Genomic DNA, 22,540 nt, shown 5'->3' with positions numbered 1-22,540 from the left:
GGGGGCCCCCCCCCCCCCCCCCCCCCCCCGACAAGCTTCCGGCGCAGAGGGAAGCGACCGACCGTCGGTACCCGGACACCGGCCGGCCGACCTGTCACGGGGGCATGATCGTGTCATGGAGATCCTGTTGCGACTCGGGGAGAAGGTGCCGGTCAACGGGCGCCTCGTCACGGTGACGGAGCTGGCGCACCAGTCCCTGCCACGGTTGCGTGCCTACCTCGTCCACGTCGCGCGCGAAGGCACCACCCGCACCTACGGACAGGTGGTCGAGGACCTGGCTCTGCCCTACCTGCCCCGGGGGCTGGGCCGGCTCCTGGACCTTGTCAACGTGGACTGTCAGCGCCGCCGTGAGCCATCGCTGGCAGCGCTGGTGGTGAACCAGAGTGGCGAGGTCGGGTCGGAGGCGTACGGGGACCCGGTCGCAGAGCGGGCGGCACTCCGCCGCTACTGGCTCACCCACGGCTGACCGGATCGGGGTGGATGCGGTGCACCTGACGCACCGCATCCACCCCGATCATGCAGAAGCAGACGCGGGCGTCACCCGAACGGCAGCGGCTCGGGCGCGAGCGAGACCGCCTTGGCGCGGGCGGCGGTGAGCCGGCGTCGGTGGTGCTGGCGGCACAGGACCTCGTAGGCGACGTCGACGTCGGCGTCCCCGTCGTGGTCCGGCTGCTCGACGTCACCGACCACGACCACCTCGCCCTCGACCACCATCACGCCGTTCTCGGTGCGGGCGTTGTGCGTGGCGCGCTTGCCGCACCAGCACAGGGCCTCGACCTGGAGGACGTTCATCCGGTCCGCCAGCTCCACCAGCCGGGCGGAGCCGGGGAAGAGCTGGGTGCGGAAGTCGGTGAGGATGCCGAACGCGAACACGTCGATCTGGAGCTCGTCGACGACCTTGGCGAGCGCGTCGATCTGGCCGGGGGAGTAGAACTGGGCCTCGTCGCAGATCAGGTAGTCGATCCGGGCGCCGTGGGTGAGCTCGCTGACGACGTAGCCCCAGAAGTCGAACTCGGGGCCGACCTCGAGGGCGTCGTGCGTGAGTCCGAGCCGGCTGGAGAGCCGACCCTCGCCGGCCCTGTCCTGGGTCACGAAGATGCGCCCCGCGCGGCCGCGGGCGGCGTGGTTGTGGTTGGTCTGGAGGGCCAACGTGGACTTGCCGGAGTCCATCGTGCCGGTGAAGAACTGGAGCTCGGCCACGGGGCGTGATCCTCTCACGGACGCTCCGGCGACGGTGGGCGGGCCCGGCGCGGCATGATGGCCGCATGCCGTTCGGTCCGCTCGTCACCGCCCAGGCCCTGCGCACGCTGCTGGAGGAGGGGACGCCGGTCACGGTGCTGGACGTCCGCTACCGGCTGGGCGGACCCGGAGGGCCGGACGAGCACGAGCAGGGCCACGTCCCGGGCGCTGCCTACCTCGACCTCGACACAGCACTGGCCGCGCCGCCGCACTCCGGCCCGGGCGGCTCCGGAGGGCGGCATCCGCTGCCCGACCAGGGGGTGCTCCAGGAGGCGCTGCGCGCGGCGGGGGTGCGCGCCGGGGTCCCGGTCGTCGCCTACGACGACTGGTCCGGGCACGCGGCCGCTCGCTGCTGGTGGCTGCTGCGGCACCACGGCGTCGACGACGTGGCCGTGCTGGACGGCGGCTGGAGCGCCTGGCGCGAGGAGGGCGGTGCCGTGGAGCTCGGCCCCACCAGCGTCCTTGCCGGGGACGTCGAGCTGACGCCGGGCAGGCTGCCGACGGTCGACGCGAGCACCGCGCAGGAGGCGGACGTCCTGCTCGACGCGCGGGCGGCCGAGCGCTACCGGGGCGAGGTGGAGCCGGTGGACCCGGTCGCCGGGCACGTCCCCGGGGCCCTCAACGCGCCGACGAGCGGCAACCTCGGCGAGGACGGCCGCTTCCTGGACGCCGAGCGGCTGGCCGCGCGCTACGCGGCGCTCGGCGCGGTCCCCGGCGCCGACGTGGCGGTGTACTGCGGCAGCGGCGTGACCGCCGCCCACGACGTCCTGGCACTGGCGGTGGCCGGCGTGAACGCCGCGCTGTACCCCGGCAGCTGGAGCGACTGGGTCAGCGACCCCAGGAGGCCCGTCGAGCGCGGCTGAGCCGCGCCGAGCGCGCGGGGGTCCTACTCCTGGGACCCGCCGAACATGATCTCGTCCCAGCTCGGGACGGACGCGCGGCCGCGGGACTTCCGCACCGGCCGGCGGGTCGGCTTCGCGGGCTCGTCCTCGGCCGTGGGCTCCTCGACCTCGGCTGCGGGAGCGGGGCTGGGCTTGTCGGCGGGCTCCATGGCGGTCTCGGCGGCCGCCGGAGCCGTGACGGTCGACGGCTCGGCAGGTGCCTTCGCGGCCGGAGCCGGGGCGGCGGGTGCCTGGGTGACGGCGGGCTCGGCGGGGGCGTCCACCGGGACGTCCAGGTAGGCCTCGACGGGCGCCACGAAGGTGAGCGCGTCCTCGTCGTCGACGCGGGTCGCGGCCAGGCGGCGCTCGCGGGCCTGCTGGAGGTCGTCGCGCGCCGGCTCGGGCTCCGGCTGCGGCTCGCCGACCAGCCAGCGGGCCTCCTCGTTGTCCATCACGACGAAGTTGCCGGGCGGGTCGAAGGTGAAGCGGGCCATGCCCGTGCGGGACGGGGTGGCGAACTCGCCGACGAGCACCCAGCGGCCGTCCTCGCGGCGCCAGGAGTCCCAGGAGACGACCTCGGTGGTGATGCCGACGTCGGAGAGGTGCTCGGTGACGGCGCGGCCGAGGATGCGCGGGCCCTCGCCGGTGCGACCACGGACGGAGGAGCCCTGGGCGCGCTGGGCCATGTGCTCGCGCTCGGCCAGGACGGGGCCGGCGTAGGGGAGGATCTTCTCCACGCTGGTCCGCGCCGCCTCGGCGACCGCCTCGGGGGTCTCGCCGGCGCGGATCCGGGCCTGGATCTCGCGGGGGCGAAGGGCGCTGTCCATGGTGATCTCCAACCGGCCTTGGGATGCTTGCTCGCCGCGCAGGACGGCGCGGAGGTGGGAGTCGTTGTCGAGGGTGAACCTCACGCCGGCGTCGCTGACCAGGACGAGCTGCTTCCCGTCCCCGCTGATCCCCGCGAGGGTCAGGTGCACCACGTCCGGGCCACCTCCTCCTGCGCACGCCACCGACCCTCTCGGTCGGCTCCCGGGTCTCCGGTGGGCCAAGGCTACGTCAGAGCAGGTCGGGAAGCCGGGACGTCGGTAGCCTGCCGTCCCGTGTCCACCCTGCTCCCCGCCCTCGTCACGGGCTCGCCGGTGAGTCTTCTCACCCCTCTGGTGCTCCTGGGACGCGTGGGGCAGACCGTGACGCCCGAGGTGGCCACGCCGCTGGTCGACCCCGGCTCGCTGCTCGTCGTCCTCGACCTGCTCGGCATCGTCGTGTTCGCGGCCGCGGGTGGGCTGGTGGGCGTCCGCAAGGAGCTCGACCTCTTCGGGGTGCTCGTGCTGGCCGGCGTCACCGGCCTGGGCGGCGGTCTCGTGCGCGACGTCCTCATCGGGGACGTGCCGCCGGCCGCGCTGGCCGACTGGCGCTACCTGCTGGCGCCCGTGCTCGGCGGCGCGGCGGTGTTCTGGTTCCACCCGACGTTCGGGCGGATGGAGCGGGTCGTCCTCGTGCTGGACGCGGCGGGCATGGCGCTGTTCTGCGTGGCGGGGGCGCTCAAGGCACTCGAGGCCGGGCTCGGCCCGTTCCCCTCCGCGCTGCTGGGGATGACCACGGCCGTGGGCGGTGGGATGATGCGCGACGTCCTGGCCGGACGCGTCCCCGTGGTCTTCCGCGGCGAGCTCTACGCCTTCCCGGCGCTCGCGGGGGCCGTGGTGGTCGTGCTGGGCACCGCCTCCTGGTTCCCGGTGGACCTGCCCCTGCTCGTGGTCAGCCTCGCGGGGGCGGCGGTGGCGCTGGTGTGGCGCCTGCTCGCCGTGTGGCTGCACTGGCAGGCCCCCGTGCCGAAGGGGCCCGCCAGCGTCTGACGTCCGCCCGGCTGTGGAGCCGGGCCGTCAGTCGTGGCGGTACCGGATCACGTCGCCGGTGCCGTCCTCGTCCCAGCAGCGCGTGCCGACGACGTCGCTGGGGGCTCCGAGCGCCTCGAGGTCTGCGCAGGCCCAGACGTCCTGACCGCCGAGCACCTCCGACCAGGTGCCGTCGGTCTCGCGCCACACGGCCAGGTAGCCGCCGCAGTCCCCGACGCCGCCCAGGGCCCAGCCGTCGCTGCGGAACACCTCGACGTCGACGCGGGGCTGCCCGTCGGCGCAGGTGGACGTCGCGATCAGCTGCTCGATCTGCCCGGTCACGAAGTCCTGGAAGGACTGGGAGGTGGAGCCGAGCTTCCGGGGCACCTGCTCCGGCGATGTGACCAGCCCGTCGTCGTCGCTGAAGGTGAGGAGCCCGGGCGCCGCCGAGGCGGTGGTGCCCGGGCTCGTGCTCGCGCTCGGGACCGGGCCCGCCGGCTCCACGGCCCGGGGCGCGGCCCCGTGCAGCGAGGCCACGGCGACTGCGGCCACCGCGACGGCCGCGACCCCGCCGACGGCGGTCGCGACGCGGCGCCGTCGCACGCGCCGTCCGCCCTCTCGCGTGACGGCGACCAGGTCCACGCCGAGGGGTGACATCTCCTCGGAGCGCTGGTGCAGGAGGCTGCGCAGGTCGTCGGTCATCGGGAGGCTCCCGTCAGGTCGTCGGGGTGGGGGAGGAGGTCGGCGTCGGGCCCCAGGTGCTCGCGCAGGCGCCGCAGGCCCGCGCTGACCTGGCTCTTGACCGTGCCGACGGCGCAGCCCATCGCCTCGGCGGTCTGCGCCTCGGTGAGGTCCTCGTAGTAGCGCAGGACGACCGCCACGCGCTGCCTCGGCGGCAGCTGCTGCAGGCCGGCCCACAGCCAGTCGCGTCGCGCCACGTCGTCCGCGTGGTCCCGCAGGGCGGCGCCGTCCGCCTCGGGCAGGACGTCGGTGGCCCGCTCGCCCGACCACGACCTGCGGCGGAACCAGCTGATCGCCGTGGTGGTGATGGCCCGCCTCGTGTAGGCCTCGGCCGCCTCGGTGCGGCGCAGCCGCGGCCAGGCGACGTAGGTCTTCGTCAGCGCCTCCTGCACCAGGTCCTGGGCCAGCGACTGCTCGCCGACCATGAGGTACGCCGCTCTGAGCAGCGCCTGCTGGCGGGCCTCGGCGAAGGCCGTGAACTCCGCCCTCCGGCCCTGAGGTTCGCGTGCCACGTGTCCTCCTCGACGGCCGGTCCCTCCGGCCCTGCCCCTACGACGCGGTCGGGCACGTCAAAGGTTCGGACGTGGGGGCAGGAGATCCTGGACGCCGCGCCGTGAGGGTGTCGGCACCCGCAGCCCGCAGACTTCGGCCCGCAGACTTCAGGCCGCAGACTTCAGGCCTCGGCCGAGGCCCCGCGCCGCCGCCGCGGGATCGCCTGCGCGGCGAGGGCCGCCACGGCGCCGGCGGCGATGGGCACGAGGTAGCCCAGAGAGGAGTGGGCGTGGTCGACGACGAGACCGGCGAGGGTGGCACCCGGCGCGACGCCGGCGACCAGGCCGGTCTGCATGACCGCCATGCCCTCGGTCAGCCGCTCCCGCGGGACCGTGGCCTCGGTGAGCGACATGGCGCCGATCATCGTGGGGGAGATCGCCGCGCCGGCGACGAGCAGGAACAGGCCGAGCAGCGCGATGTTCGGGGTCCAGACGAGGGGCACCAGCGCGACGGTCATGCCGGCAGCGCCCCAGCGGATGCGGGTGGCGGGGCCCGACCGCCAGGCGATGGTGCCCGTGACCAGGCCCGAGAGGAGGCTGCCGAGGGCGTAGAGCGCCAGCAGGGCGCCCGAGACGGCCGCGTGCCCCTTCTCGGCGGCGAACGCGACGGTCACGACCTCCGCCGCGCCGAACAGCACCCCGAGGGCGGAGCAGACCACGGCGAGCGGCAGCACGGTGGCCCAGGGCATGCGCGGGCGCGGCCCGGGGCTCTCGTGCCGGCGGGCGCTGTGGGCGGGCGGCTCCGTGCCGCGCTGGGCGGCGAAGGCCAGCCCCCCGACCGTGCCCACCACGACGGCGGAGACGAGGCCGGCGGCCGGGCTGACCCCGGTCGCGAGCAGCGTGACGACGATCGGTCCGGTCATGAAGACCAGCTCGTCGAGCACGGCCTCGAGGGCGAACGCGGTCTGCACGTCGGCCGGGCGCTGGAGGACGTGGGACCAGCGTGCGCGGACGCAGGAGCCGACCTGCGGCTGCGCGCCACCGGCGCAGGCCGCGAGGAGGTAGACCCAGACCAGCGGCCAGTCGGCCTGCACCGAGACCACCAGGAGGGCCAGGCTCACCCCGAAGACGACGGAGGCGACGGTGACCACGCGGCCCTGCCCGAGCCGGTCCAGCAGCCGGCCCTGGGCGATGGCGAGGACGGCGTTGGCGACCATGAACGCGGCCGAGACGGAGCCGGCCAGCCCGTAGGAGCCCGACGAGGACTGGACCAGCAGGACGATGCCCAGCCCGGTCATCGAGATCGGCAGCCTGCCGACCAGCCCCGCGGCGGTGAACCCCAGCGCGCCCGGCGTGGCCAGCACGGCGCCGTAGGTCCTCATCACGGGTCGAGGCTAGGAGAACTCTCAGGCGGGCGCGGAATCCCCGTCGCCATCCCTGTCACCGAGGGCTGGACCCCTCGCCCGGGGCGCGCCCCGGGGTGCGACCGGGTCGCCCCGCTGGGGTGAGGAGCCGCTTCCTACGATGAGTGCCATGCAGACCCCCGCGCCCGAGCCGGGCACCGCCCCCGCGCCCGTCGACGTCAGCCCCTACGACGCCCTGCTGCTCGTCTCGTTCGGCGGGCCGGAGAAGCCCGAGGACGTCGTGCCGTTCCTCGAGAACGTCACGCGTGGCCGCGGCATCCCGCGCGAGCGCCTGGAGCAGGTGGGCGAGCACTACTTCCTCTTCGGCGGGAAGTCGCCCATCAACGACCAGTGCCGAGCGCTGCTGGCCGAGCTGCGCGCCGACCTGCTCGAGGCCGGCATCGACCTGCCGGTCTACTGGGGCAACCGCAACTGGGACCCCTACCTCGGGGAGACCTTCGCGCAGATGGCGGCCGACGGCGTGACCCGCGTGGCCGCGGTCGCCACGTCGGCCTACAGCTCGTGGTCGAGCTGCCGGCAGTACCGCGAGAACCTCTGGGACGCGCTGGAGGGCATCGGCGGGCTGGACGGCGCCCCGCTGCGCCTGGACAAGCTGCGCCACTACTTCAACCACCCGGGCTTCGTGGAGCCGGTCGTCGACGGGGTCCTCGCCTCGCTCGCGGACCTGCCCGAGGAGGTCCGCGCGGGGGCGCACCTGGCCTTCGTCACGCACTCGATCCCCGAGTCGATGAACGCGCAGAGCGGCAACCCCGAGGTCGACTACGAGGGCGGTGGCGCCTACGTCGCCCAGCACCGGTCGGTGATGGCCGAGGTGGTCTCGCGGGTGGCCGCCGAGACCGGCGTCCAGCACGAGCACGCGCTGGTCTACTGCTCCCGTTCCGGGGCCCCGCACATCCCGTGGCTGGAGCCCGACGTGAACGACCACCTCGAGGCGCTGTCGGAGGCGGGCGCGCCGGCGGTGGTGATGATCCCCGTCGGGTTCGTCTCCGACCACATGGAGGTCATCTACGACCTCGACACCGAGGCCATGGCCACCGCCGAGCGGCTGGGTCTGCCCGCCCGGCGCTCCGCCACGGCGGGCACCGACGGACGTTTCGTGGCGATGGTGCGGGACCTGCTCACCGAGCGCGCGGCTGTCGAGCGCGGCGAGGACGTCGCGCGGGCCGCCGTCGGCTCGTTCGGCCCCAGCTGGGACGTGTGCCCGAAGGGCTGCTGCGCGAACCCGCGGAACCTGCGTCCCGCGCTGTGCGGCAGCGACCCCCTGGAGACCACGACGGACGCTCCGGCGTGACCGGCCCCGACCCCCTGGTGCTGCCGTCGTCGGTCGACGCCGCGCTGCCGGGTGTCCTGCTGGAGGTGGCGCACGAGGTGGCGGCTGCGGCCGGCGAGCTGGTCCGCACCAAGCGGGCGGGCCACGTCGAGGTGGCCGCGACCAAGTCCAGCGACGTCGACGTGGTCACCGAGGCGGACCGGGCGACCGAGGAGCTGCTGCGCACGCTCCTGCGCGCGCGACGTCCCGACGACGCGATCATGGGGGAGGAGGGCGACGACGAGGCCGGAACCTCCGGCGTGCGCTGGGTGCTCGACCCCATCGACGGCACCGTGAACTTCCTCTACGACCTCGGGCAGTACGCCGTGAGCGTCGCCGCCGAGGTCGAGACGCCCGAGGGCTGGCTCACGGTCGCCGGGGTCGTCCTGGACGTCGCCAAGGACGTTGAGCACGCGGCCCTGCTCACCAGCGACGGGCCCCGGGGCACCAGCGACGGCCGCCCGGTCGGCGTCCGCGCCGCTGTGCCGCTGGGGCAGGTGCTGCTGGCCACGGGCTTCAGCTACGACCGGGACCTGCGCCGGCTCCAGGCGGAGGCGATGGTGAAGCTGCTGCCGCAGGTGCGCGACATCCGGCGGATGGGCTCCTGTGCGCTGGACCTCTGCGCCGTGGCCACCGGCCGGGTCGACGCCTACGTCGAGGAGGCCGTCAACCACTGGGACTACGCGGCGGCGCTGCTGGTGGCCCGGGCCGCCGGTGCCCGGGCGGAGCAGCTGACCGGCGTCGGCGGTCGCACCCTCGTCCTGTGTGCGCCGGAGGCGACGTTCGACACGCTGCGGGCAGCGATCGACGAGGCCGGGCTCACACGCGTCTAGCGGACCGCAGCAGGCTGCGTGACCTGCGCAGACGTGGCTCAGGCCGGTCCGGTCCCTGCCGATGGGCCCCGCGTGGGACAGATCACACGTGGCCGGTGAGGACAGCCTGACCAGCACGGAATACGGTGCGGGCACTCCCCGTTGAGCGGGGGCACACCAGACCGGTGTTGGTCACAGGGACCTCATGGTGCACACTGTGGCGCCGACAGGGCAGGAGGGCGCGTCATGCCGCCCCTCCGGACCGGGGGACCCGGTTCCAAGGAAGGGAGTAGGCCGATGGCGACAGATTACGACGCACCGCGCAAGAACGAGGAGGATTCCTCCGAGGAGAGCATCGAAGAGCTCAAGGCGCGCCGCCACGACAAGAACTCCGGCAAGGTCGACGAGGACGAGGCGGAGGCCGCCGAGTCCTTCGAGCTCCCCGGGGCCGACCTCTCGCACGAGGAGCTGGCCGTCGAGGTGAAGCCGAAGCAGGAGGACGAGTTCACCTGCATGAGCTGCTTCCTGGTGCACCACCGCTCCGCTCTCGCGGACGCCAAGAAGATGATCTGCATCGACTGCGCCTGAGCGCGGTCCGCAACGCACGAAGGGCCCGACACCGCACTCGCGGTGTCGGGCCCTTCGTGTCTCCTCCTGGAGGAGCCGGGGCTACTGGCCGTCCGGCTCCAGGCCGGGCGGGAGCTCCCCGGTGGACTTGCGGTAGTACTCCGCCACCCGGCGCTGCGCGAGCATCCGGGCCACCGCCACCACCGCGCCGGTGGACACCGCCCACAGGACCGCCTCCCACATCTCGACGTCGGGGTCGGCGGGGTTGGCCGGCGGCTTGCGCCGCGTGGCCGCCTGCCACGTGCTGGTGAGAACCTTGCGTGCCACGAACGCGGCACCGACCGCGGACACCGTCGCGGCCGTCGAGTAAGCCTTCGATCCCTTCGCCATGAGCAGCACCCTATCGAGGCGTGGACCCGTGCGGACGCCCCCGGCGGGTGGGTCGGTCGCCGGGCGCCGGTGCAGCCTGTGCGTGGGGGTCAGGCGTCGGTGCGCGGCGCGGCGGCCGCGGAGTCCGCGACGGCGGCGGAGAGGGCCCGGGCGAGCTCGTCGGGACGCCGGGAGCTGAGGAGCCAGTACGGGGCCGGGTCGCGCGGGTCCGTGACCTCGACGCGCACCGCGCGCTTGCGGTACGGCCGCAGCAGCAGGTAGGCGCGGTGGTCGGCCTCGCGGCCGGCGACCATGCGGGTCCGCGTCGGGTCGAGGGCGTCCACGGCGCCGACGTAGGCGAGCGGGAGCCGGGCGGGACCCGCCCGCAGGTGCCCGTCGACGACCTCGATGCGCGCGGCGCCGTAGCCGACGAACAGGAGGCCGATGACCGCCAGGCAGACCAGGGCCACGAGCCAGGCCGCCCAGAGCGGGGCGGCGACGGCGACGGCGAGCCAGATGGTGGCGATCATCATCGTGGCCTGCACCCACCAGCGCAGGGGCACCGAGAGGCGCTCGCTGTAGGACGGGGTGCTGGTCACGGGGGTCAGTCTTCCACCCGGGCCGCCGGGACCCGTGCTCCGGGTGCCCTGTCCGCCCCGACCACTAGGCTCGGCGGGTGCCCGATCAGCTCCAGGTCCAGGTCGTCCGACTCGACCCCGACGTCCCCCTGCCCTCCTACGCGCACCCCGGCGACGCTGGCGCGGACCTCACGACCACGGTCGACGTCCGCCTGGAGCCGGGAGAGCGTGCGCTCGTGCCGACCGGCCTGGCGATCGCCCTGCCGGAGGGGTTCGTGGCCCTCATCCACCCCCGGTCGGGGCTCGCGGCGCGGCACGGGCTGTCCATCGTGAACACGCCGGGCACGGTCGACGCCGGCTACCGGGGCGAGGTGAAGGTGCTCCTGGTGAACCTCGACCGCACCGAGCCGATCGAGCTGCGACGCGGGGACCGGGTCGCCCAGCTGGTGATCCAGCGCGTCGAGCAGGCCCTCTTCGTGGACGTCGACAACCTCCCTGACTCCGTGCGGGGTGACGGGGGCTACGGTTCCACCGGTGGGTTCGTCGGCGCCTGAGGGAAAGGCCGAGGGTGCGCGAAGAACCTGCGTGATCACGCACGTCCACGTATCGTCCGCACGTCCGCGCCCGAGGAAGAGCCCGAGGAGCACCAGGTGAGATTCCGCCGCAAGCAGGCCGCCGAGCCTCAGACCGACGAGGCCACGGGGGCCGTCGAGGCCGCTGAGGCCGCCGACGGCGGGGCGGACGGCGACGCCCGGCCCGAGCAGCAGCGTGGCCCGTTCGACGTGGACGACATGCCCGAGCCGCCCGCCAACGTCACGCGCGTGGACCTGGGCTCCCTGCTCGTCCTGCCCGTGTCAGGCACGGAGCTGCGGCTCCAGGTCGACGAGGCGTCCGGCGAGGTCCAGGCCGTCATCCTGGCCGGCCCCGACGGCGCGCTCGAGCTCCGCGCCTTCGCGGCTCCCCGCAACGGCGACCTGTGGTCGGAGGTCCGGCCGCAGATCGCGGCGGACATGCAGCGTCGCGGCGGCACCGTCGAGGAGCGGGAGGGCCGGTTCGGGCCCGAGCTCCAATGCGAGGTGCGCCGGACGATGCCCGACGGCCGCGAGGCCGTGCAGCCGTCCCGGATCATCGGGGTGAACGGCTCCCGCTGGCTGCTGCGCGCCACGTTCATCGGCGGGGCAGCCCGGACGCCGGAGGCGGCCGCGCGCTGGGAGGCCATCCTGTCCACCGTGGCGGTGCGCCGCGGCGCGGGTGCCATGCCCGTGGGCGAGGCGCTCCCGCTGGTGCTGCCGGAGAACGCCCGGCCGACCGGCCAGCGGCCCGTCGCCGCGGGGGCCCCGGCGCCCCACCAGCACACCCACAGCCACCCTCGCGTGCGCAATGTCGGCAAGAAGCCCGAGCCCCCGACCGAGGGCTAGGATCCTGCGGTGCCCGAGATCCGAGGCTGGCGTGGTGGCCGGAGCAAGAAGCCGACGCCCGAGAAGGCCGCATCGCCGACCCTGAAGCTGGAGCCGGGGCAGGTCCCGACCTCCCCGGACACCATGCCCATGCCCGTGGTGCGGGTCGGGGTCTCCTCGATCGCCGGGGCGCCCGATCGCGACCTCGTGCGGGTCCGGGGCACGGTGCGTGAGGTCCGCCCGGTGTCGGTGGGCGGCGGACCGGCCCTGGAGGCCGACCTCTGCGACGAGACCGGCGCCATCACGCTGGTGTGGCTCGGACGCTCCGGGATCACCGGGCTCGCCCCCGGCGTGTGCCTCGTGGTCGAGGGCCGCATCACCCGCCGCGACGACCGACGCGTCCTGTACCACCCCCGCTACGAGATGGTGCCCACCGACGGTGACTGACCCGCACGCCGCCCCTGCCGGTTCCCCCGCGCCCGCCGGCGCCCACGCGACCCCCGACACGGTGGAGGCGGTCGTGCGGGCCCAGCTGGCGAAGGCCCTCGGCGGACGTCGGGGCATGGTCGAGGCCGCCGTCCCGACCCTGCTCTTCACGCTCACGTGGCTGGTGGTGAAGGACCTGCGCCTCGCGCTGACGGTGTCCATCGCCGCGGCCGTGCTGCTGCTGGTCGTGCGGCTCGCCCAGCGCTCCTCGGTGCAGTTCGTGCTCAACGCGCTCGTGGGCATCGGGATCGGCTGGCTGTTCGTCCACATCGCGGCCAGCCGCGGCGGGGACCAGGACGCCCAGGCCCTGGCCTACTTCCTGCCCGGGCTGCTCTACAACGGGGTCTACGCGGTCGGGCTGGCCGCCTCGAACCTGGTCCGCTGGCCGCTGGTCGGATTCATGGTGGGCTCGGTGACCGGCGAGCCGACCGAGTGGCGGCAGGACCGTCAGGTCGTCGCGCTGTGCTCGCGCCTCACCTGGCTGCTCGCCGCGCCCTGCATGCTCCGCGTCGTCGTGCAGCTGCCCATCTGGCTGGCCGGGACGTACGGCGTCCTCGATGCGGGGGCGGCGGTCGCCGTGCTCGGGATCCTCAAGATCGCCCTGGGGTGGCCGCTCCAGCTCGCCGCCCTGGCGGCCATGCTCTGGGTCCTCGGCCGCAACCGCACGCCCGTGGAGCCGGCCGCCGCCTGAGCGGCGCTGCCGGCCCGCCCTCGGGCGTGCGCGGCTCGGTGCTCGGGCCGGCCCAGCTCAGCCCGGGTGGATCGACGGGGCGAGCAGGTGCTCGACCTCGTCCTCCCTGTCGGCGGGGACGACGAGCAGCAGCTCGTCGCCGGCCAGCACCGGCTCGTCGGGGTCGGGGGTGATGACGCGGCCCTGGCGCAGGATCGTGGTGAGCGCGCAGTTCTCCGGCAGCGGGAACTCGCGCGGCGAGCGGCCCACGAAGGGGGAGTCCTCGGGCAGCGTCATCTCGACGAGGTTGGCGTTGCCCTGGCGGAAGGTGAAGAGCCGGACGAGGTCGCCGACTGCGACGGCCTCCTCCACGAGCGCCGACATGATGCGCGGCGTCGAGACGTTCACGTCGACGCCCCACGCCTCGCTGAAGAGCCACTCGTTGTTGGGGTGGTTCACGCGGCCCACCGTGCGCGGCACGCCGAACTCCGTCTTGGCGAGCAGCGAGGCGACGAGGTTGGCCTTGTCGTCACCGGTGGCGCAGATCATCACGTCGCAGCGGTCGAGGCGGGCCTCCTCCATGGAGGAGAGCTCGCAGACGTCGGCGAGCAGCCACTCGGCGTCCGGGACGCGCTCGGGCTTGATCGACGAGGCGTTCTTGTCGATGAGCAGGACCTCGTGGCCGTTGCCGATGAGCTCCCGGGCGATGGACCGGCCGACGGCGCCGGCGCCGGCGATGGCGACTCTCACTGCTGCTCCTCCTCGGGGCCTGCGGACAGCACGGCGAACGTGTGCGCGGCGAGCTCCTCCTGGATGACCAGGTGCAGCACGTCGCCCTCCTGCAGGACGGTCTCGCGCGTCGGCAGCATGCCCTCGCCGAGCCGGTCGATCCACGCGATGCGGGAGCGGCTGCGGGCCTGGAGCAGGATCGTGCGGCTGCCGATCCAGACCTGCGGGACGAGGATGTGGTCGACGCGCACCTTGCCGGACGGGTCGCGGAAGTCGGGCTCGGCGCCGGCCGGGAGGATGCGCCGGAGCACCTGGTCCGACGTCCACTTCACCGTGGCAACCGTGGTGATGCCGAGCCGCTGGTAGACCTCGGCGCGGCCCGGGTCGTAGATGCGGGCGCAGACCGTCTGGATGCCGAAGGTCTCGCGGGCCACGCGCGCGGCGATGATGTTGGAGTTGTCGCCGCTGGAGACGGCCGCGAAGGCGTCCGCGCGACGGATGCCGGCCTTCTCGAGGACCTGCTGGTCGAACCCGACGCCGGCGACCTTGTCGCCGTTGAAGCCGGGGCCGAGGCGCCGGAAGGCGTCGGGGTCGCTGTCGATGATCGAGACGGTGTGGTTACGGTCCTCGAGGGAGCGGGCCAGCGTGGACCCGACGCGGCCGCAGCCCATGATCACGACGTGCACGGGACCACGGTATCCGCACCACGGCGCGTGGGTGGACCCGCGTAGCCTTCTGGTCCGTGGCCCAGCGTGAGAACGGCAGCCCGCGAGGGCGAGGACGACCCGGTGCCCGGACGTCCGGGGGGCGCCCGAACCGCGCCCGCAAGGCCCGCGGGGCGTCCCGCGTCGGCACCAGGATCGAGGGCGTCGTCGGTCCGGTGGCCCACGGCGGGTTCTGTGTCCTGCGGCCCGAGGAGGGTCCGGTGCTGTTCGTGCGGCACGCCCTGCCGGGCGAGCGGGTGGTGGCGGAGGTCACCGAGGGCGCCGACGGCGACAGGTTCTGGCGGGCGGACGCCGTGGAGGTGCTCGAGCCCTCCAGCGACCGCGTCGAGCCCCCGTGCGCCGTGGCGGGGCCCGGCGGGTGCGGCGGGTGCGACCTCCAGCACGTGTCCCTGCCGGCCCAGCGGGCCTGGAAGACGGCGGTGGTGCGCGAGCAGCTGCGGCGGATCGCAGGCCTCGAGGACGGCGTGGCGGCGACCGTCCAGGTGGAGGCCGTCCCCGTGCCGGGGCGCCCGGACGACGGCCTGCGGTGGCGCACCCGCCAGCGCTACGTGGACCTCGGCGAGGGGCGCACCGGGATGCGCAAGCACCGCAGCCACGAGGTCGTCGAGGTCGACGACTGCCTGATCGACGCCCACGCGGGCTCCGACCATGTCGTGGACGGCACGGCCTTCTCCGTGGCCGAGGACGGCTTCTGGCAGGTGCACCCGGCCGCGCCCGACACGCTCGTCTCAGCGGTGCTGGAGGCCCTCGCGCCGCAGCCGGGGGAGTCGGTGCTCGACCTCTACGCCGGCGTCGGCCTGTTCGGCCGCTTCCTCGGCGAGGCGGTGGGGGAGCAGGGCTCGGTCTCCCTCGTGGAGGGTCACCCCGGAGCGTCCTCGCACTCGGTGCGGAACCTGGCTGACAGCCCCGCGTCCGTCCACGTGCAGGCAGGTGACGTCGCAACCGTCCTGGCCGGCCGGTTCGCCGCCGGCCACGTCGACCTCGTCGTCCTGGACCCGCCGCGGGAGGGCGCGAAGCGGGCCGTCGTGGAGCAGGTGGTGGCGCGGACCCCTCGCGCCGTTGCCCACGTCGCCTGCGACCCCGCCGCCCTGGCCCGGGACGTCGCGCTGTTCGCCGAGCACGGGTACCGGCTCGTCGCCCTGCGGGCGTTCGACCTGTTCCCGATGACGCATCACGTGGAATGTGTCGCGCTGCTGGAGAAAAGCTGATCTCACCTGGGGTGCAGTGTCTCGCTCTCGAGTGGCTGAGTCTCCGAAAGTGGCTCTCAAGGCTCACCTTGGGCTCGGTTTGCAAAAGCCGAGTCCCCCTTCAGCCCTGCTCGTACGCCGGGCGCACGAACCTGCCATGACACGTGCCATGACGCTCAGAACGGCCCTTAGAGGCCGTGGAAGACATCTACGGACCATGGGGACGTCGAGGAGCCGTTACTGGTTGCTGAGGCTCTCAGATTCCGCGTGCAGGCCCGTCGGCCGGGTCGCACCCCGGGGCAAGGCGCTCGGTGGCCTCCCGGTAGTCGGGGACGACGAGCTTGCGGTTGATGTAGTGGCGCTCGGTAATGGTCTTGGAGGTATGGCCGAGGTGGTGCATGGCTGCTTCAGCGTCGAATACCTCGTCGATCTCGGTCGCCAGGCGGCCGCTCAGCCATCCGAGCGATGTGGCTGTGCAGTTCCTCTTCGGTGATGTACTCGTCCTCGATCTCAGCGATCGAGTACTGGAAGAAGGCGTCCGGTTCGGGCGTGAGAACCTGGACTGCTTCTCCTAGGAGCGGCAGTTCTTGGTGCGGGATCTTGCCGAGGAAGTTCGGTTCGACCTTCCCCTTAGAGACGTTCGTCCAAGCGTCGACCTCCGCGCCGGAACGAAGCAGCAGTTGAACCATCTCCGCTGATCCCATGTTCGCGGCCCAGTGGAGGGCCGTTCCGCCATTGGAACCTCGGGCATCGACTTGGGCGCCGTGAGAAATATGGAGGGCGGCCGCCTCGACGATGGCGGGGCTTCGATAGCCCCAGTCGGCCGCTCGATCAAGAGGTGTTTCCCCACCGCCGTCACGGAGGTTTGGGTTCGCCCCGTTGCGGAGGGGAACGCTCACCATTTCCGGGGGAGACGTGGGCGGCTCACTAAGGCTGATGACCCAGTAGTGGAGGGGACTCCAGCGGCCCTAGTCGTCGGCATTAACGTTGGCTCCCCTGCTGATCAGCGACTCCAGTTCGGTCGCAGAACTCGCGCGGAAGAGCGACTTGTCTAACTCGGACAGCTCGCGCACCGGGACGGCCTCTTGCTGGTCGCGACGACTGAACCATGCCATGAAGGGGCCTCCTGGAGAGCCGCTCCAGGGTGCTGCGGCTCGTAGTATGGGATGCGAGCCGCGGATGTTGATCAGCATGCTGAGGATGAGAATTTCCCCTGATTGTCACGGCCGCGTGCGATTGTCAGGAAGCGCGCGCAGGCAGCACCAAGAGGGTTCCGTCCTTGTGCTTCTCGATCTCGATCACGACGTCGGATCCAGTCCGGACCGCGGAGTCGGCAGGGGCGAGGGCGCGGAGGCGATACGACACTTCGAGCAGGGTGTCGACCTGCTTGCGCGTCATCACCTTGTCGATCAGGCGCTTGGGCGAGCGCAACTCAAGCGCTGACAGCTGCCGAAGGACGCCTCCAATGCGCTCTTCAAGTTCATTGATCCGCTGCTGGTCGTCGCGCAGGCTCCGCACGAAGTTCTCGAACGGGTTGTCCTGGTCACTCTGTCCCGCTTCGACGCCCTGGAGGACGATCACCCGACGCTTGAGCGCGATCGCGAGAGCGGCCATTTCCAGGTGGGCACGGAACTCGCCGCCCTCTCCGGCTACTCCCGGAAACGCCTCTTCGAGCTTGGCAACGTCGACGTGGTCGTCCTCGCGGACGGTGTCCAGGGCGGCCTGCCACTTCTTCACGCGCGTCTCGGCGCGCTGGGTGGCGGTGCTGATCGCATGGACTGCCGAGTCCAAGCCCAGGGATGAGCCGACCTTGCCGCGGTCGAGCAGCAGGGTGGTTGCCTTGTCGATCGCGTCGCGACAGCCGTCGAGCTCGCTCCGCTCGGCTTCGAGCTTGTCGTCGTGCAACTTCTCCAGGAGCCCGGTGATGTTCTCGATTGCCTTCTGGCGTTGCTGGTCGGCATAGGCACTTGTACCGACGGCCACGGCCATGAGGACCAAGGGTGCGGCCACCGTCATCGCTGTTCCTGCCGCAGCTGTGCCCGCAGCGGCTCCGACTGCGGTTCCGGTCGCGCCGGCCGAGGCGGCCTCAACGGGAACGAAGGTTGCCTTGGCCGCGATCGCGCTCTTGCCAGCACCAGCGACCAGGTCGCCGTACACGCCGCCGTCGACAGCCTTGGAGGTCATCGGCTTCACGAGTCCCTTGCCGTACTGAGCGGCCACCTTCGCGGGCACGTGCATCCGGTAGAGCACTTCGCCGGACTGCGTCGCCTGCTGAACAGCCGGAGTCTTCGACGTGGTCGTGACGAGGCGGGAGAGTTCCTTGGCCAAGGGGCTCATGCCGTCAAGCGGGAGACCCACAAGGGAGCGATCGCGCTTCGCCGGGAGTGGATGCGCTTCGAGCGTGACCAGGGGCGCTGACGCAAACGCGGCGAGGGCCGAGCGGAGTTCGCCCAGGCGCTCGGAAGTCAGAGTTCCCTCGTCGGCAAATGCGGGCACGGTTGAACCCTCGGTGGTGGACAGGGTCCATACGGGCACGATCGTGCCGTCGGTGTCGCTCATTGGTCTCCCTCGGTGAGTGGTCCCACGATATCGAGACCCTGCGACACATCACGACGAGTCCAGGGGATCAAGAGTGGCAGCGCGCTCCGGCCGACTACGACGCCTGCGGGCGGGTCGGCGTACGTCCGCGCGTGGCGCCGCCCCGACGTCCCCATCCGTTCTTCGCGGTCACGTCCTTCGTTCGCTTCGGAAGGTCGATGGGTGCCTGAGCGTCGTCGCGGCCGTTGAAGACGTCCTCGCTCAAGAGCTTCGCCGCAGCGTCGGTGTGCCCGCCGGCCGCCAATGCCTTCGCGAGGTCGAGACGGCTCACTTCGTCATAGGGCGACGCCTTGCAGGCGGTCTCGGCCGCCGTGCGCGCTTGCTCGGCATCGCCTCGCCTGAGGGCGTCGAGCACGACCAGGTGCGCGGTGTCGACGATCGCGCAAGGGAGTGCTTCATAGGTGAGTTCGTCGACGAGGAGCCAGTTCCAGCCGTTCGCTCTGAGGCTGTCGAACGGCTTACCGGCTACCAAGCGGAGGGCTTGGGTGAGGTCTTCCATCCCGGATTCCCCGCGTGCCTGACCGCGGGCACGAAGCCTGCGGAATAGGTCCGCGTCGACCAGAAGGTCCGTGACCCGGTAGCCGTCGGCGCGGTTCGTCGGCGTCTGCTTCGGAAGGTGGAGGTCACCGGTCCGCGGGTTGGTCCCCAGCCAATCTCGAATCGCCACGGCGTCCGGACGGATGCGCGAAGCACTCACGTTGAAGATGTCTGCAACGACATTGGCGGTAACGCCGTCAGGGTGGAACGCAAGGAACGTGATCGGCCACCTGTCCGACGCTCGCAGTTGAAACGTCTGGCTGCGCCGGGTCGGTCCCGCTCGTCGGTCTTGGTGCGGAACAGGGAAGGGACGGCCCCTGGCCCCGAAAGTCGTCGTCAGACGTCTCGCAGAGCCAGGGGCCGCATTCACGCCGGCCTGGAGAACGAGCCCCCGTGCTCAGGTGACGCTGCGGGGCCCGTCCTCAGGTGGCGTCACTTGATGAAGAGCATCTCCCGGTACTTCGGCAGCGGCCAGGCGGAGTCGGCGACCTCGCACTCGAGCGCGTCGGCGTGGACGCGGGCCTGGTCCATCAGGCCGCGCACGGTCGTGGCGATGTGCGTCATGTGGGCCACCACGTCGTCGAAGTCCTCCTTCTCCAGCTCCGCGCTGAGCTCGGTGACGGTCGCCAGCAGCCCGTTGCAGTGCTCGGCGATGGTCGTCGCCACGGACGTGTCGAGCGTGGTGCCGAGGCCGCCGACCGCCGTGTAGGTGGAGGTGAGGTCGGCGAGGTAGCTGAGAGCGGCCGGGTAGATGACCGTCTTGCCCAGGTCGACGACGAGCTTCGCCTCGACGAGGACGCTGTTGATGTACTGCTCGGCGTACACGTCGTAGCGGCTGTGGAGCTCCACCGGCGACAGGACGCCGGTGGACTCGAACAGCTCGACCACCGCCGGCTCGGTGAAGACCGGGAGGGCGTCCGCGCTGGTCGGCAGGTTGCGCAGGCCGCGCTCCTTCACGGCGGCCTCGTGCCACTCGCTGGAGTAGCCGTCGCCGCCGAACACGGCCGCGCCGTGCAGCTCCATGACCTCCTTGAGGACCGTCGCGACGGCCACCGGGAGCTCGGAGCCACCGCTGAGCTCGGCCTCGAGCCGCCCGGCGATCCACTCCAGGGAGTCGGCCAGGACGGTGTTGAGCGCCACCAACGGGCCCGACACCGACTGGGAGGAGCCCACGGCCCGGAACTCGAAGCGGTTGCCGGTGAAGGCCAGCGGCGACGTGCGGTTGCGGTCGCCCGGGTCCCGCTCGAACGGCAGGATCTGCGCCAGGCCGAGGTCCATCAGGCCGCCGTCGCTCGACGACGCGACCTTGCCCGAGGCGATGTCGTCGTACACGGCCTCGAGCTGGTCGCCGAGGTAGACCGACAGGATGGCGGGCGGCGCCTCGTTCGCGCCGAGGCGGTGGTCGTTGGAGGCCGTGGCGATGACGGCCCGCAGCAGGGGGCCGAAGAGGTGCACGCCGCGGATGACGGCGCCGCAGAACACCAGGAACTGGAGGTTCTCCTCCGGGGTGGAGCCGGGGTCGAGGAGGTTGCCCTGCGTCGCGTTGCCGACCGACCAGTTCACGTGCTTGCCGGAACCGTTGATGCCGGCGAAGGGCTTCTCGTGCAGCAGGCAGACGAAGCCGTGCTTGAGCGCGGTGGCCTTGAGGACGGTCATCAGCAGCTGCTGGTGGTCCGAGGCGACGTTCGCGGCCTCGTAGTAGGGCGCGATCTCGAACTGGCCAGGGGCGACCTCGTTGTGGTGGGTCTTGGCAGGGATGCCGAGGCGGTAGAGCGTGTCCTCGACGTCCTGCATGTAGACCTGCACCCGCTCGGGGATGGCGCCGAAGTAGTGGTCGTCGAACTCCTGGCCCTTGGCCGGGGGAGCGCCGAAGAGGGTGCGGCCCGCGAGCAGGAGGTCGGGGCGTGCGGTCGCGAACTGACGGTCGACGAGGAAGTACTCCTGCTCGGCCCCGCAGCTGGAGTTGAGCGGGGCGATGTCGGTCTCGCCCATGAGGGCCAGGACCTTGCGACCGGCCTTGTCCATGGCGGCGTTGGAGCGCAGCAGCGGGATCTTCTTGTCGAGGGACTCGCCGGTCCAGGACATGAAGACGCTGGGGATCATCAGCGTCGCGCCGTTCGCGGTCTGCATGATGTAGGCCGGGCTGGTCGGGTCCCACGCGGTGTAGCCGCGGGCCGCGTTCGTCATGCGCAGGCTGCCGTTGGGGAAGGACGAACCGTCCGGCTCGCCCTTGATCAGCAGGCTGCCCGTGAACTCGGTGATGGCGTTGCCGTCGGAGTTGGTGACGATGAAGCCGTCGTGCTTCTCGGCGGTGATGTTGGTCAGCGGGTAGAAGACGTGGGAGAAGAACTTCGCGCCCTTGCTGATCGCCCAGTCCTTCATGGCGGCCGCGACGACGTCCGCGGTCGCCGGGTCGAGCGGCTCGCCCGTCTGGACCGTCTTCTTCATGGCCTTGAAGGCGTTCTTGGAGAGCGCCTCCTCCATCGTGGCGAGGTTGAAGACGTCACAGGCCCAGATCTCGCTCAGCGGCCGGATCTCGGAGGTCTCGACAGGCTCGCGGCTGAGGACTTCGCTGATCGAGTCGATGCGTGCGTCGCTGGTGGTCATGGGCTCTCACATTCTCCCTAGTGGACGACAGGTGCGGCGTGAAGCCGCCCGGTTCGTCGACGGTTCAACAGGTGTCCGGGGCGTTCCCAGCTCTTCTCCGCCGACGACGGAGCCACCCACCGGCGCACCGCGCGCCGGACTGTCACCGGAGCCGATCCGGCGGGCCGAACCTAGCGCCGGTCATGTGTCAGCCGATTTGCAGCGGCGTGACATTTGCGATGCGCCGGACGGTCACGCCCCGCCTTCTGCAAGGCGTCTAGACACGACCTGTGCGCCAGGCCACGCGACCACGCAGGCGCGCCACGACGTGGCGGCCGGCGCTGAAGAAGGACCTCGCCGTTCCCCGGGTCCCACCCCCACGGGCTTGAGCTGGAGTGCGCTCCAGGTCCTAGCGTCGAGGACATGACCCACGACGACATGCACAAAACCTGGTTCCTCACCGGCGCGTCCCGCGGCTTCGGGCGCGCCTGGACGATCGCCGCTCTCGAGCGCGGGGACAGGGTGGCCGCCACTGCCCGGGACGCCTCCACGCTGGACGACCTCCTCGAGCGGTTCGGGGACGCCGTCCTCCCGCTCACGCTGGACGTCACGGATGCCGCGGCAGCCACCGCCGCCGTCGACCGCGCACACGCCCACTTCGGTCGGCTGGACGTGGTGGTCAACAACGCCGGCTACGGCCACTTCGGGTTCGCCGAGGAGGTGACCGAGGCCGAGCTGCGCGCGCAGATGGAGACGAACTTCTTCGGCGCGGTCGCCGTCACCCAGGCGGCCCTGCCTCACCTGCGGGCGCAGGGCTCGGGGCACGTCCTGCAGGTGACGTCCATCGGCGGCATCTCCGCCTTCCCGATCTGGAGCGCCTACCACGCCTCGAAGTGGGCGTTGGAGGGGTGGACGCAGGCCATGGCCCAGGAGGTGGCGCCGTTCGGGATCAGGACGACCCTCATCGAGCCGGGCGGCTTCGAGACGGACTGGAGCGGGTCGTCCGCCCGGCACTCCGAGCGCATGGACGAGTACGAGGCGCTGCACGCGCGGGTCGACGAGATGCGGGCCCAGGTGGCCGCACACCGGGGCGACCCCACGGCCTCGGCGCGCGCGGTCCTGGCCCTGGTCGACGCGGACGAGCCGCCGCTGCGGGCGTTCCTCGGCACGTCCCCGCTCTCGATCGCCAAGGCCGACTACGAGAAGCGCCTGGCCGACTGGGAGGCGTGGCAGGACAACGCGGTGCTCGCCCAGGGGTGACCTGGAGTGGTGACCCGCAGGGGCCGGGCAGCGGCGGCGCGCCGGGGGAGAAGCGCTCGCAATCTTCCTTGACGTCATGTATCTTGACATCAAGAGAGTTTGGGGCCGAGGACCTGCCGCCC

At 72.3% G+C, this 22,540-nt stretch carries 27 protein-coding genes; 12 read left to right on the top strand and 15 right to left on the bottom strand.

The genetic code is table 11. The features are described 5' to 3' along the window. The first annotated feature begins 115 nt into the window (after positions 1–115). Positions 116–466, top strand: coding sequence for a hypothetical protein (locus E8D37_RS01790; RefSeq protein WP_136568020.1), 351 nt, complete (start codon positions 116–118; stop codon positions 464–466). A gap of 71 nt (positions 467–537) precedes the next feature. On the opposite strand, the gene E8D37_RS01785 is transcribed toward E8D37_RS01790, so the two are convergent. Then, entirely contained in the window at positions 538–1,200 is a 663-nt protein-coding gene (locus E8D37_RS01785) for a thymidine kinase (RefSeq protein WP_136568019.1), read from the bottom strand. A gap of 65 nt (positions 1,201–1,265) precedes the next feature. Here E8D37_RS01785 and E8D37_RS01780 point away from each other — a divergent pair, with 65 nt between their 5' ends. Then, positions 1,266–2,102, top strand: coding sequence for a sulfurtransferase (locus tag E8D37_RS01780; RefSeq protein WP_136568018.1), 837 nt, complete (start codon positions 1,266–1,268; stop codon positions 2,100–2,102). A gap of 23 nt (positions 2,103–2,125) precedes the next feature. Here E8D37_RS01780 and sepH read toward each other — a convergent pair whose 3' ends face one another. Next, entirely contained in the window at positions 2,126–3,100 is a 975-nt protein-coding gene (sepH, locus tag E8D37_RS01775) for a septation protein SepH (protein WP_168929573.1), read from the bottom strand. 120 nt (positions 3,101–3,220) lie between these two features. Here sepH and E8D37_RS01770 point away from each other — a divergent pair, with 120 nt between their 5' ends. Then, a complete protein-coding gene (locus E8D37_RS01770) occupies positions 3,221–3,973 on the top strand; it encodes a trimeric intracellular cation channel family protein (protein WP_346763575.1) in 753 nt (250 codons plus the stop codon). A 27-nt stretch (positions 3,974–4,000) separates the two neighbouring features. Here E8D37_RS01770 and E8D37_RS01765 read toward each other — a convergent pair whose 3' ends face one another. From E8D37_RS01765 to E8D37_RS01755, 3 genes are all read right to left on the bottom strand, one after another. Beyond that, complete coding sequence (locus E8D37_RS01765; RefSeq protein WP_136568016.1) at positions 4,001–4,654, bottom strand: hypothetical protein; 654 nt, start codon at positions 4,652–4,654, stop codon at positions 4,001–4,003. Next, the gene (locus E8D37_RS01760) at positions 4,651–5,205 is read right to left on the bottom strand and encodes a SigE family RNA polymerase sigma factor (RefSeq protein WP_136568015.1); all 555 of its coding nucleotides are present in this window, start codon (positions 5,203–5,205) and stop codon (positions 4,651–4,653) included. Before E8D37_RS01760 ends, E8D37_RS01765 begins: the two co-directional genes overlap by 4 nt. A 161-nt stretch (positions 5,206–5,366) precedes the next feature. Next, positions 5,367–6,566 (bottom strand): MFS transporter, encoded by a 1,200-nt coding sequence (locus E8D37_RS01755; protein ID WP_240770132.1) that lies wholly within the window; start codon positions 6,564–6,566, stop codon positions 5,367–5,369. 151 nt (positions 6,567–6,717) lie between these two features. Here E8D37_RS01755 and E8D37_RS01750 point away from each other — a divergent pair, with 151 nt between their 5' ends. From E8D37_RS01750 to E8D37_RS01740, 3 genes are all read left to right on the top strand, one after another. Then, the gene (locus tag E8D37_RS01750; protein ID WP_136568013.1) at positions 6,718–7,899 is read left to right on the top strand and encodes a ferrochelatase; all 1,182 of its coding nucleotides are present in this window, start codon (positions 6,718–6,720) and stop codon (positions 7,897–7,899) included. Further along, on the top strand, positions 7,896–8,750 hold the full coding sequence (locus tag E8D37_RS01745) for an inositol monophosphatase family protein (protein ID WP_240770121.1): 855 nt from the start codon (positions 7,896–7,898) through the stop codon (positions 8,748–8,750). The genes E8D37_RS01750 and E8D37_RS01745 overlap by 4 nt, the downstream gene beginning before the upstream one ends. A 276-nt stretch (positions 8,751–9,026) precedes the next feature. Further along, the gene (locus tag E8D37_RS01740; protein WP_136568012.1) at positions 9,027–9,317 is read left to right on the top strand and encodes a DUF4193 domain-containing protein; all 291 of its coding nucleotides are present in this window, start codon (positions 9,027–9,029) and stop codon (positions 9,315–9,317) included. 81 nt (positions 9,318–9,398) lie between these two features. Here the strand turns inward: E8D37_RS01740 and E8D37_RS01735 are convergent, their stop codons facing one another. Beyond that, the gene (locus E8D37_RS01735) at positions 9,399–9,686 is read right to left on the bottom strand and encodes a DUF4235 domain-containing protein (protein WP_136568011.1); all 288 of its coding nucleotides are present in this window, start codon (positions 9,684–9,686) and stop codon (positions 9,399–9,401) included. Positions 9,687–9,775: 89 nt separating this feature from the next. Beyond that, on the bottom strand, positions 9,776–10,264 hold the full coding sequence (locus E8D37_RS01730; protein WP_136568010.1) for a DUF3093 domain-containing protein: 489 nt from the start codon (positions 10,262–10,264) through the stop codon (positions 9,776–9,778). Between the two features lie 77 nt (positions 10,265–10,341). Between E8D37_RS01730 and dut the strand changes: the two genes are divergently transcribed. The 4 genes from dut to E8D37_RS01710 all read left to right on the top strand — a co-directional run bounded on the left by dut (position 10,342) and on the right by E8D37_RS01710 (position 12,817). After that, positions 10,342–10,797, top strand: coding sequence for a dUTP diphosphatase (gene dut / locus E8D37_RS01725; protein WP_136568009.1), 456 nt, complete (start codon positions 10,342–10,344; stop codon positions 10,795–10,797). Positions 10,798–10,893: 96 nt separating this feature from the next. Next, the gene (locus tag E8D37_RS01720) at positions 10,894–11,661 is read left to right on the top strand and encodes a DUF3710 domain-containing protein (protein ID WP_136568008.1); all 768 of its coding nucleotides are present in this window, start codon (positions 10,894–10,896) and stop codon (positions 11,659–11,661) included. Between the two features lie 9 nt (positions 11,662–11,670). Then, positions 11,671–12,087, top strand: a complete 417-nt coding sequence (locus E8D37_RS01715) for an OB-fold nucleic acid binding domain-containing protein (protein WP_136568007.1) — start codon at positions 11,671–11,673, stop codon at positions 12,085–12,087. Beyond that, on the top strand, positions 12,080–12,817 hold the full coding sequence (locus E8D37_RS01710; protein WP_240770120.1) for a DUF3159 domain-containing protein: 738 nt from the start codon (positions 12,080–12,082) through the stop codon (positions 12,815–12,817). Before E8D37_RS01715 ends, E8D37_RS01710 begins: the two co-directional genes overlap by 8 nt. A 57-nt stretch (positions 12,818–12,874) precedes the next feature. Here the strand turns inward: E8D37_RS01710 and E8D37_RS01705 are convergent, their stop codons facing one another. Next, complete coding sequence (locus E8D37_RS01705; protein WP_136568006.1) at positions 12,875–13,546, bottom strand: TrkA family potassium uptake protein; 672 nt, start codon at positions 13,544–13,546, stop codon at positions 12,875–12,877. Then, complete coding sequence (locus tag E8D37_RS01700) at positions 13,543–14,196, bottom strand: TrkA family potassium uptake protein (RefSeq protein WP_240770131.1); 654 nt, start codon at positions 14,194–14,196, stop codon at positions 13,543–13,545. The genes E8D37_RS01705 and E8D37_RS01700 overlap by 4 nt, the downstream gene beginning before the upstream one ends. A gap of 71 nt (positions 14,197–14,267) precedes the next feature. On the opposite strand from E8D37_RS01700, the gene E8D37_RS01695 reads away from it, so the two are divergent. Next, positions 14,268–15,458 carry a methyltransferase gene (locus E8D37_RS01695; protein WP_136568004.1) on the top strand — a complete coding sequence of 397 codons (1,191 nt, stop codon included), beginning with the start codon at positions 14,268–14,270 and terminating at the stop codon, positions 15,456–15,458. A gap of 235 nt (positions 15,459–15,693) precedes the next feature. On the opposite strand, the gene E8D37_RS19675 is transcribed toward E8D37_RS01695, so the two are convergent. The 6 genes from E8D37_RS19675 to E8D37_RS01670 form a co-directional block, all read right to left on the bottom strand. Next, positions 15,694–15,837, bottom strand: coding sequence for a hypothetical protein (locus tag E8D37_RS19675; RefSeq protein WP_168929572.1), 144 nt, complete (start codon positions 15,835–15,837; stop codon positions 15,694–15,696). Between the two features lie 7 nt (positions 15,838–15,844). Next, positions 15,845–16,336, bottom strand: a complete 492-nt coding sequence (locus tag E8D37_RS01690; RefSeq protein WP_168929571.1) for an ankyrin repeat domain-containing protein — start codon at positions 16,334–16,336, stop codon at positions 15,845–15,847. A gap of 69 nt (positions 16,337–16,405) precedes the next feature. Continuing rightward, positions 16,406–16,630: a hypothetical protein gene (locus E8D37_RS01685; protein WP_136568002.1), complete on the bottom strand. Its 225-nt coding sequence runs from the start codon at positions 16,628–16,630 to the stop codon at positions 16,406–16,408. 46 nt (positions 16,631–16,676) lie between these two features. Further along, the gene (locus E8D37_RS01680; protein WP_136568001.1) at positions 16,677–17,996 is read right to left on the bottom strand and encodes a hypothetical protein; all 1,320 of its coding nucleotides are present in this window, start codon (positions 17,994–17,996) and stop codon (positions 16,677–16,679) included. Positions 17,997–18,090: 94 nt separating this feature from the next. Then, positions 18,091–18,732, bottom strand: coding sequence for a bacterial transcriptional activator domain-containing protein (locus tag E8D37_RS01675; protein WP_168929570.1), 642 nt, complete (start codon positions 18,730–18,732; stop codon positions 18,091–18,093). Between the two features lie 272 nt (positions 18,733–19,004). Beyond that, positions 19,005–21,179, bottom strand: coding sequence for a glutamine synthetase III (locus E8D37_RS01670; protein ID WP_136567999.1), 2,175 nt, complete (start codon positions 21,177–21,179; stop codon positions 19,005–19,007). Between the two features lie 402 nt (positions 21,180–21,581). Between E8D37_RS01670 and E8D37_RS01665 the strand changes: the two genes are divergently transcribed. Beyond that, a complete protein-coding gene (locus E8D37_RS01665) occupies positions 21,582–22,418 on the top strand; it encodes an oxidoreductase (protein WP_240770119.1) in 837 nt (278 codons plus the stop codon). The last annotated feature ends 122 nt before the right edge of the window (positions 22,419–22,540 follow it).

The organism is Nocardioides sp. GY 10127, from assembly GCF_004919085.1.
GTDB lineage: Bacteria > Actinomycetota > Actinomycetes > Propionibacteriales > Nocardioidaceae > Nocardioides.
Note: the sequence above shows the minus strand (reverse complement) of the source record. Positions and strands in the feature narration are given on the sequence as shown.

Bases quoted from the DNA above. Each gene is read 5' to 3' on its own strand.
- E8D37_RS01740 (WP_136568012.1), top strand. From the start codon at position 9,027: ATGGCGACAGATTACGACGCACCGCGCAAGAACGAGGAGGATTCCTCC.
- E8D37_RS01680 (WP_136568001.1), bottom strand. From the start codon at position 17,996: ATGAGCGACACCGACGGCACGATCGTGCCCGTATGGACCCTGTCCACC.
- E8D37_RS01750 (WP_136568013.1), top strand. From the start codon at position 6,718: ATGCAGACCCCCGCGCCCGAGCCGGGCACCGCCCCCGCGCCCGTCGAC.
- E8D37_RS01685 (WP_136568002.1), bottom strand. From the start codon at position 16,630: ATGCTGATCAACATCCGCGGCTCGCATCCCATACTACGAGCCGCAGCA.
- E8D37_RS01700 (WP_240770131.1), bottom strand. From the start codon at position 14,196: ATGGGCTGCGGCCGCGTCGGGTCCACGCTGGCCCGCTCCCTCGAGGAC.
- E8D37_RS01765 (WP_136568016.1), bottom strand. From the start codon at position 4,654: ATGACCGACGACCTGCGCAGCCTCCTGCACCAGCGCTCCGAGGAGATG.
- E8D37_RS01670 (WP_136567999.1), bottom strand. From the start codon at position 21,179: ATGACCACCAGCGACGCACGCATCGACTCGATCAGCGAAGTCCTCAGC.
- E8D37_RS01790 (WP_136568020.1), top strand. From the start codon at position 116: ATGGAGATCCTGTTGCGACTCGGGGAGAAGGTGCCGGTCAACGGGCGC.
- E8D37_RS01755 (WP_240770132.1), bottom strand. From the start codon at position 6,566: ATGAGGACCTACGGCGCCGTGCTGGCCACGCCGGGCGCGCTGGGGTTC.
- E8D37_RS19675 (WP_168929572.1), bottom strand. From the start codon at position 15,837: ATGCACCACCTCGGCCATACCTCCAAGACCATTACCGAGCGCCACTAC.
- E8D37_RS01665 (WP_240770119.1), top strand. From the start codon at position 21,582: ATGACCCACGACGACATGCACAAAACCTGGTTCCTCACCGGCGCGTCC.
- E8D37_RS01735 (WP_136568011.1), bottom strand. From the start codon at position 9,686: ATGGCGAAGGGATCGAAGGCTTACTCGACGGCCGCGACGGTGTCCGCG.
- E8D37_RS01780 (WP_136568018.1), top strand. From the start codon at position 1,266: ATGCCGTTCGGTCCGCTCGTCACCGCCCAGGCCCTGCGCACGCTGCTG.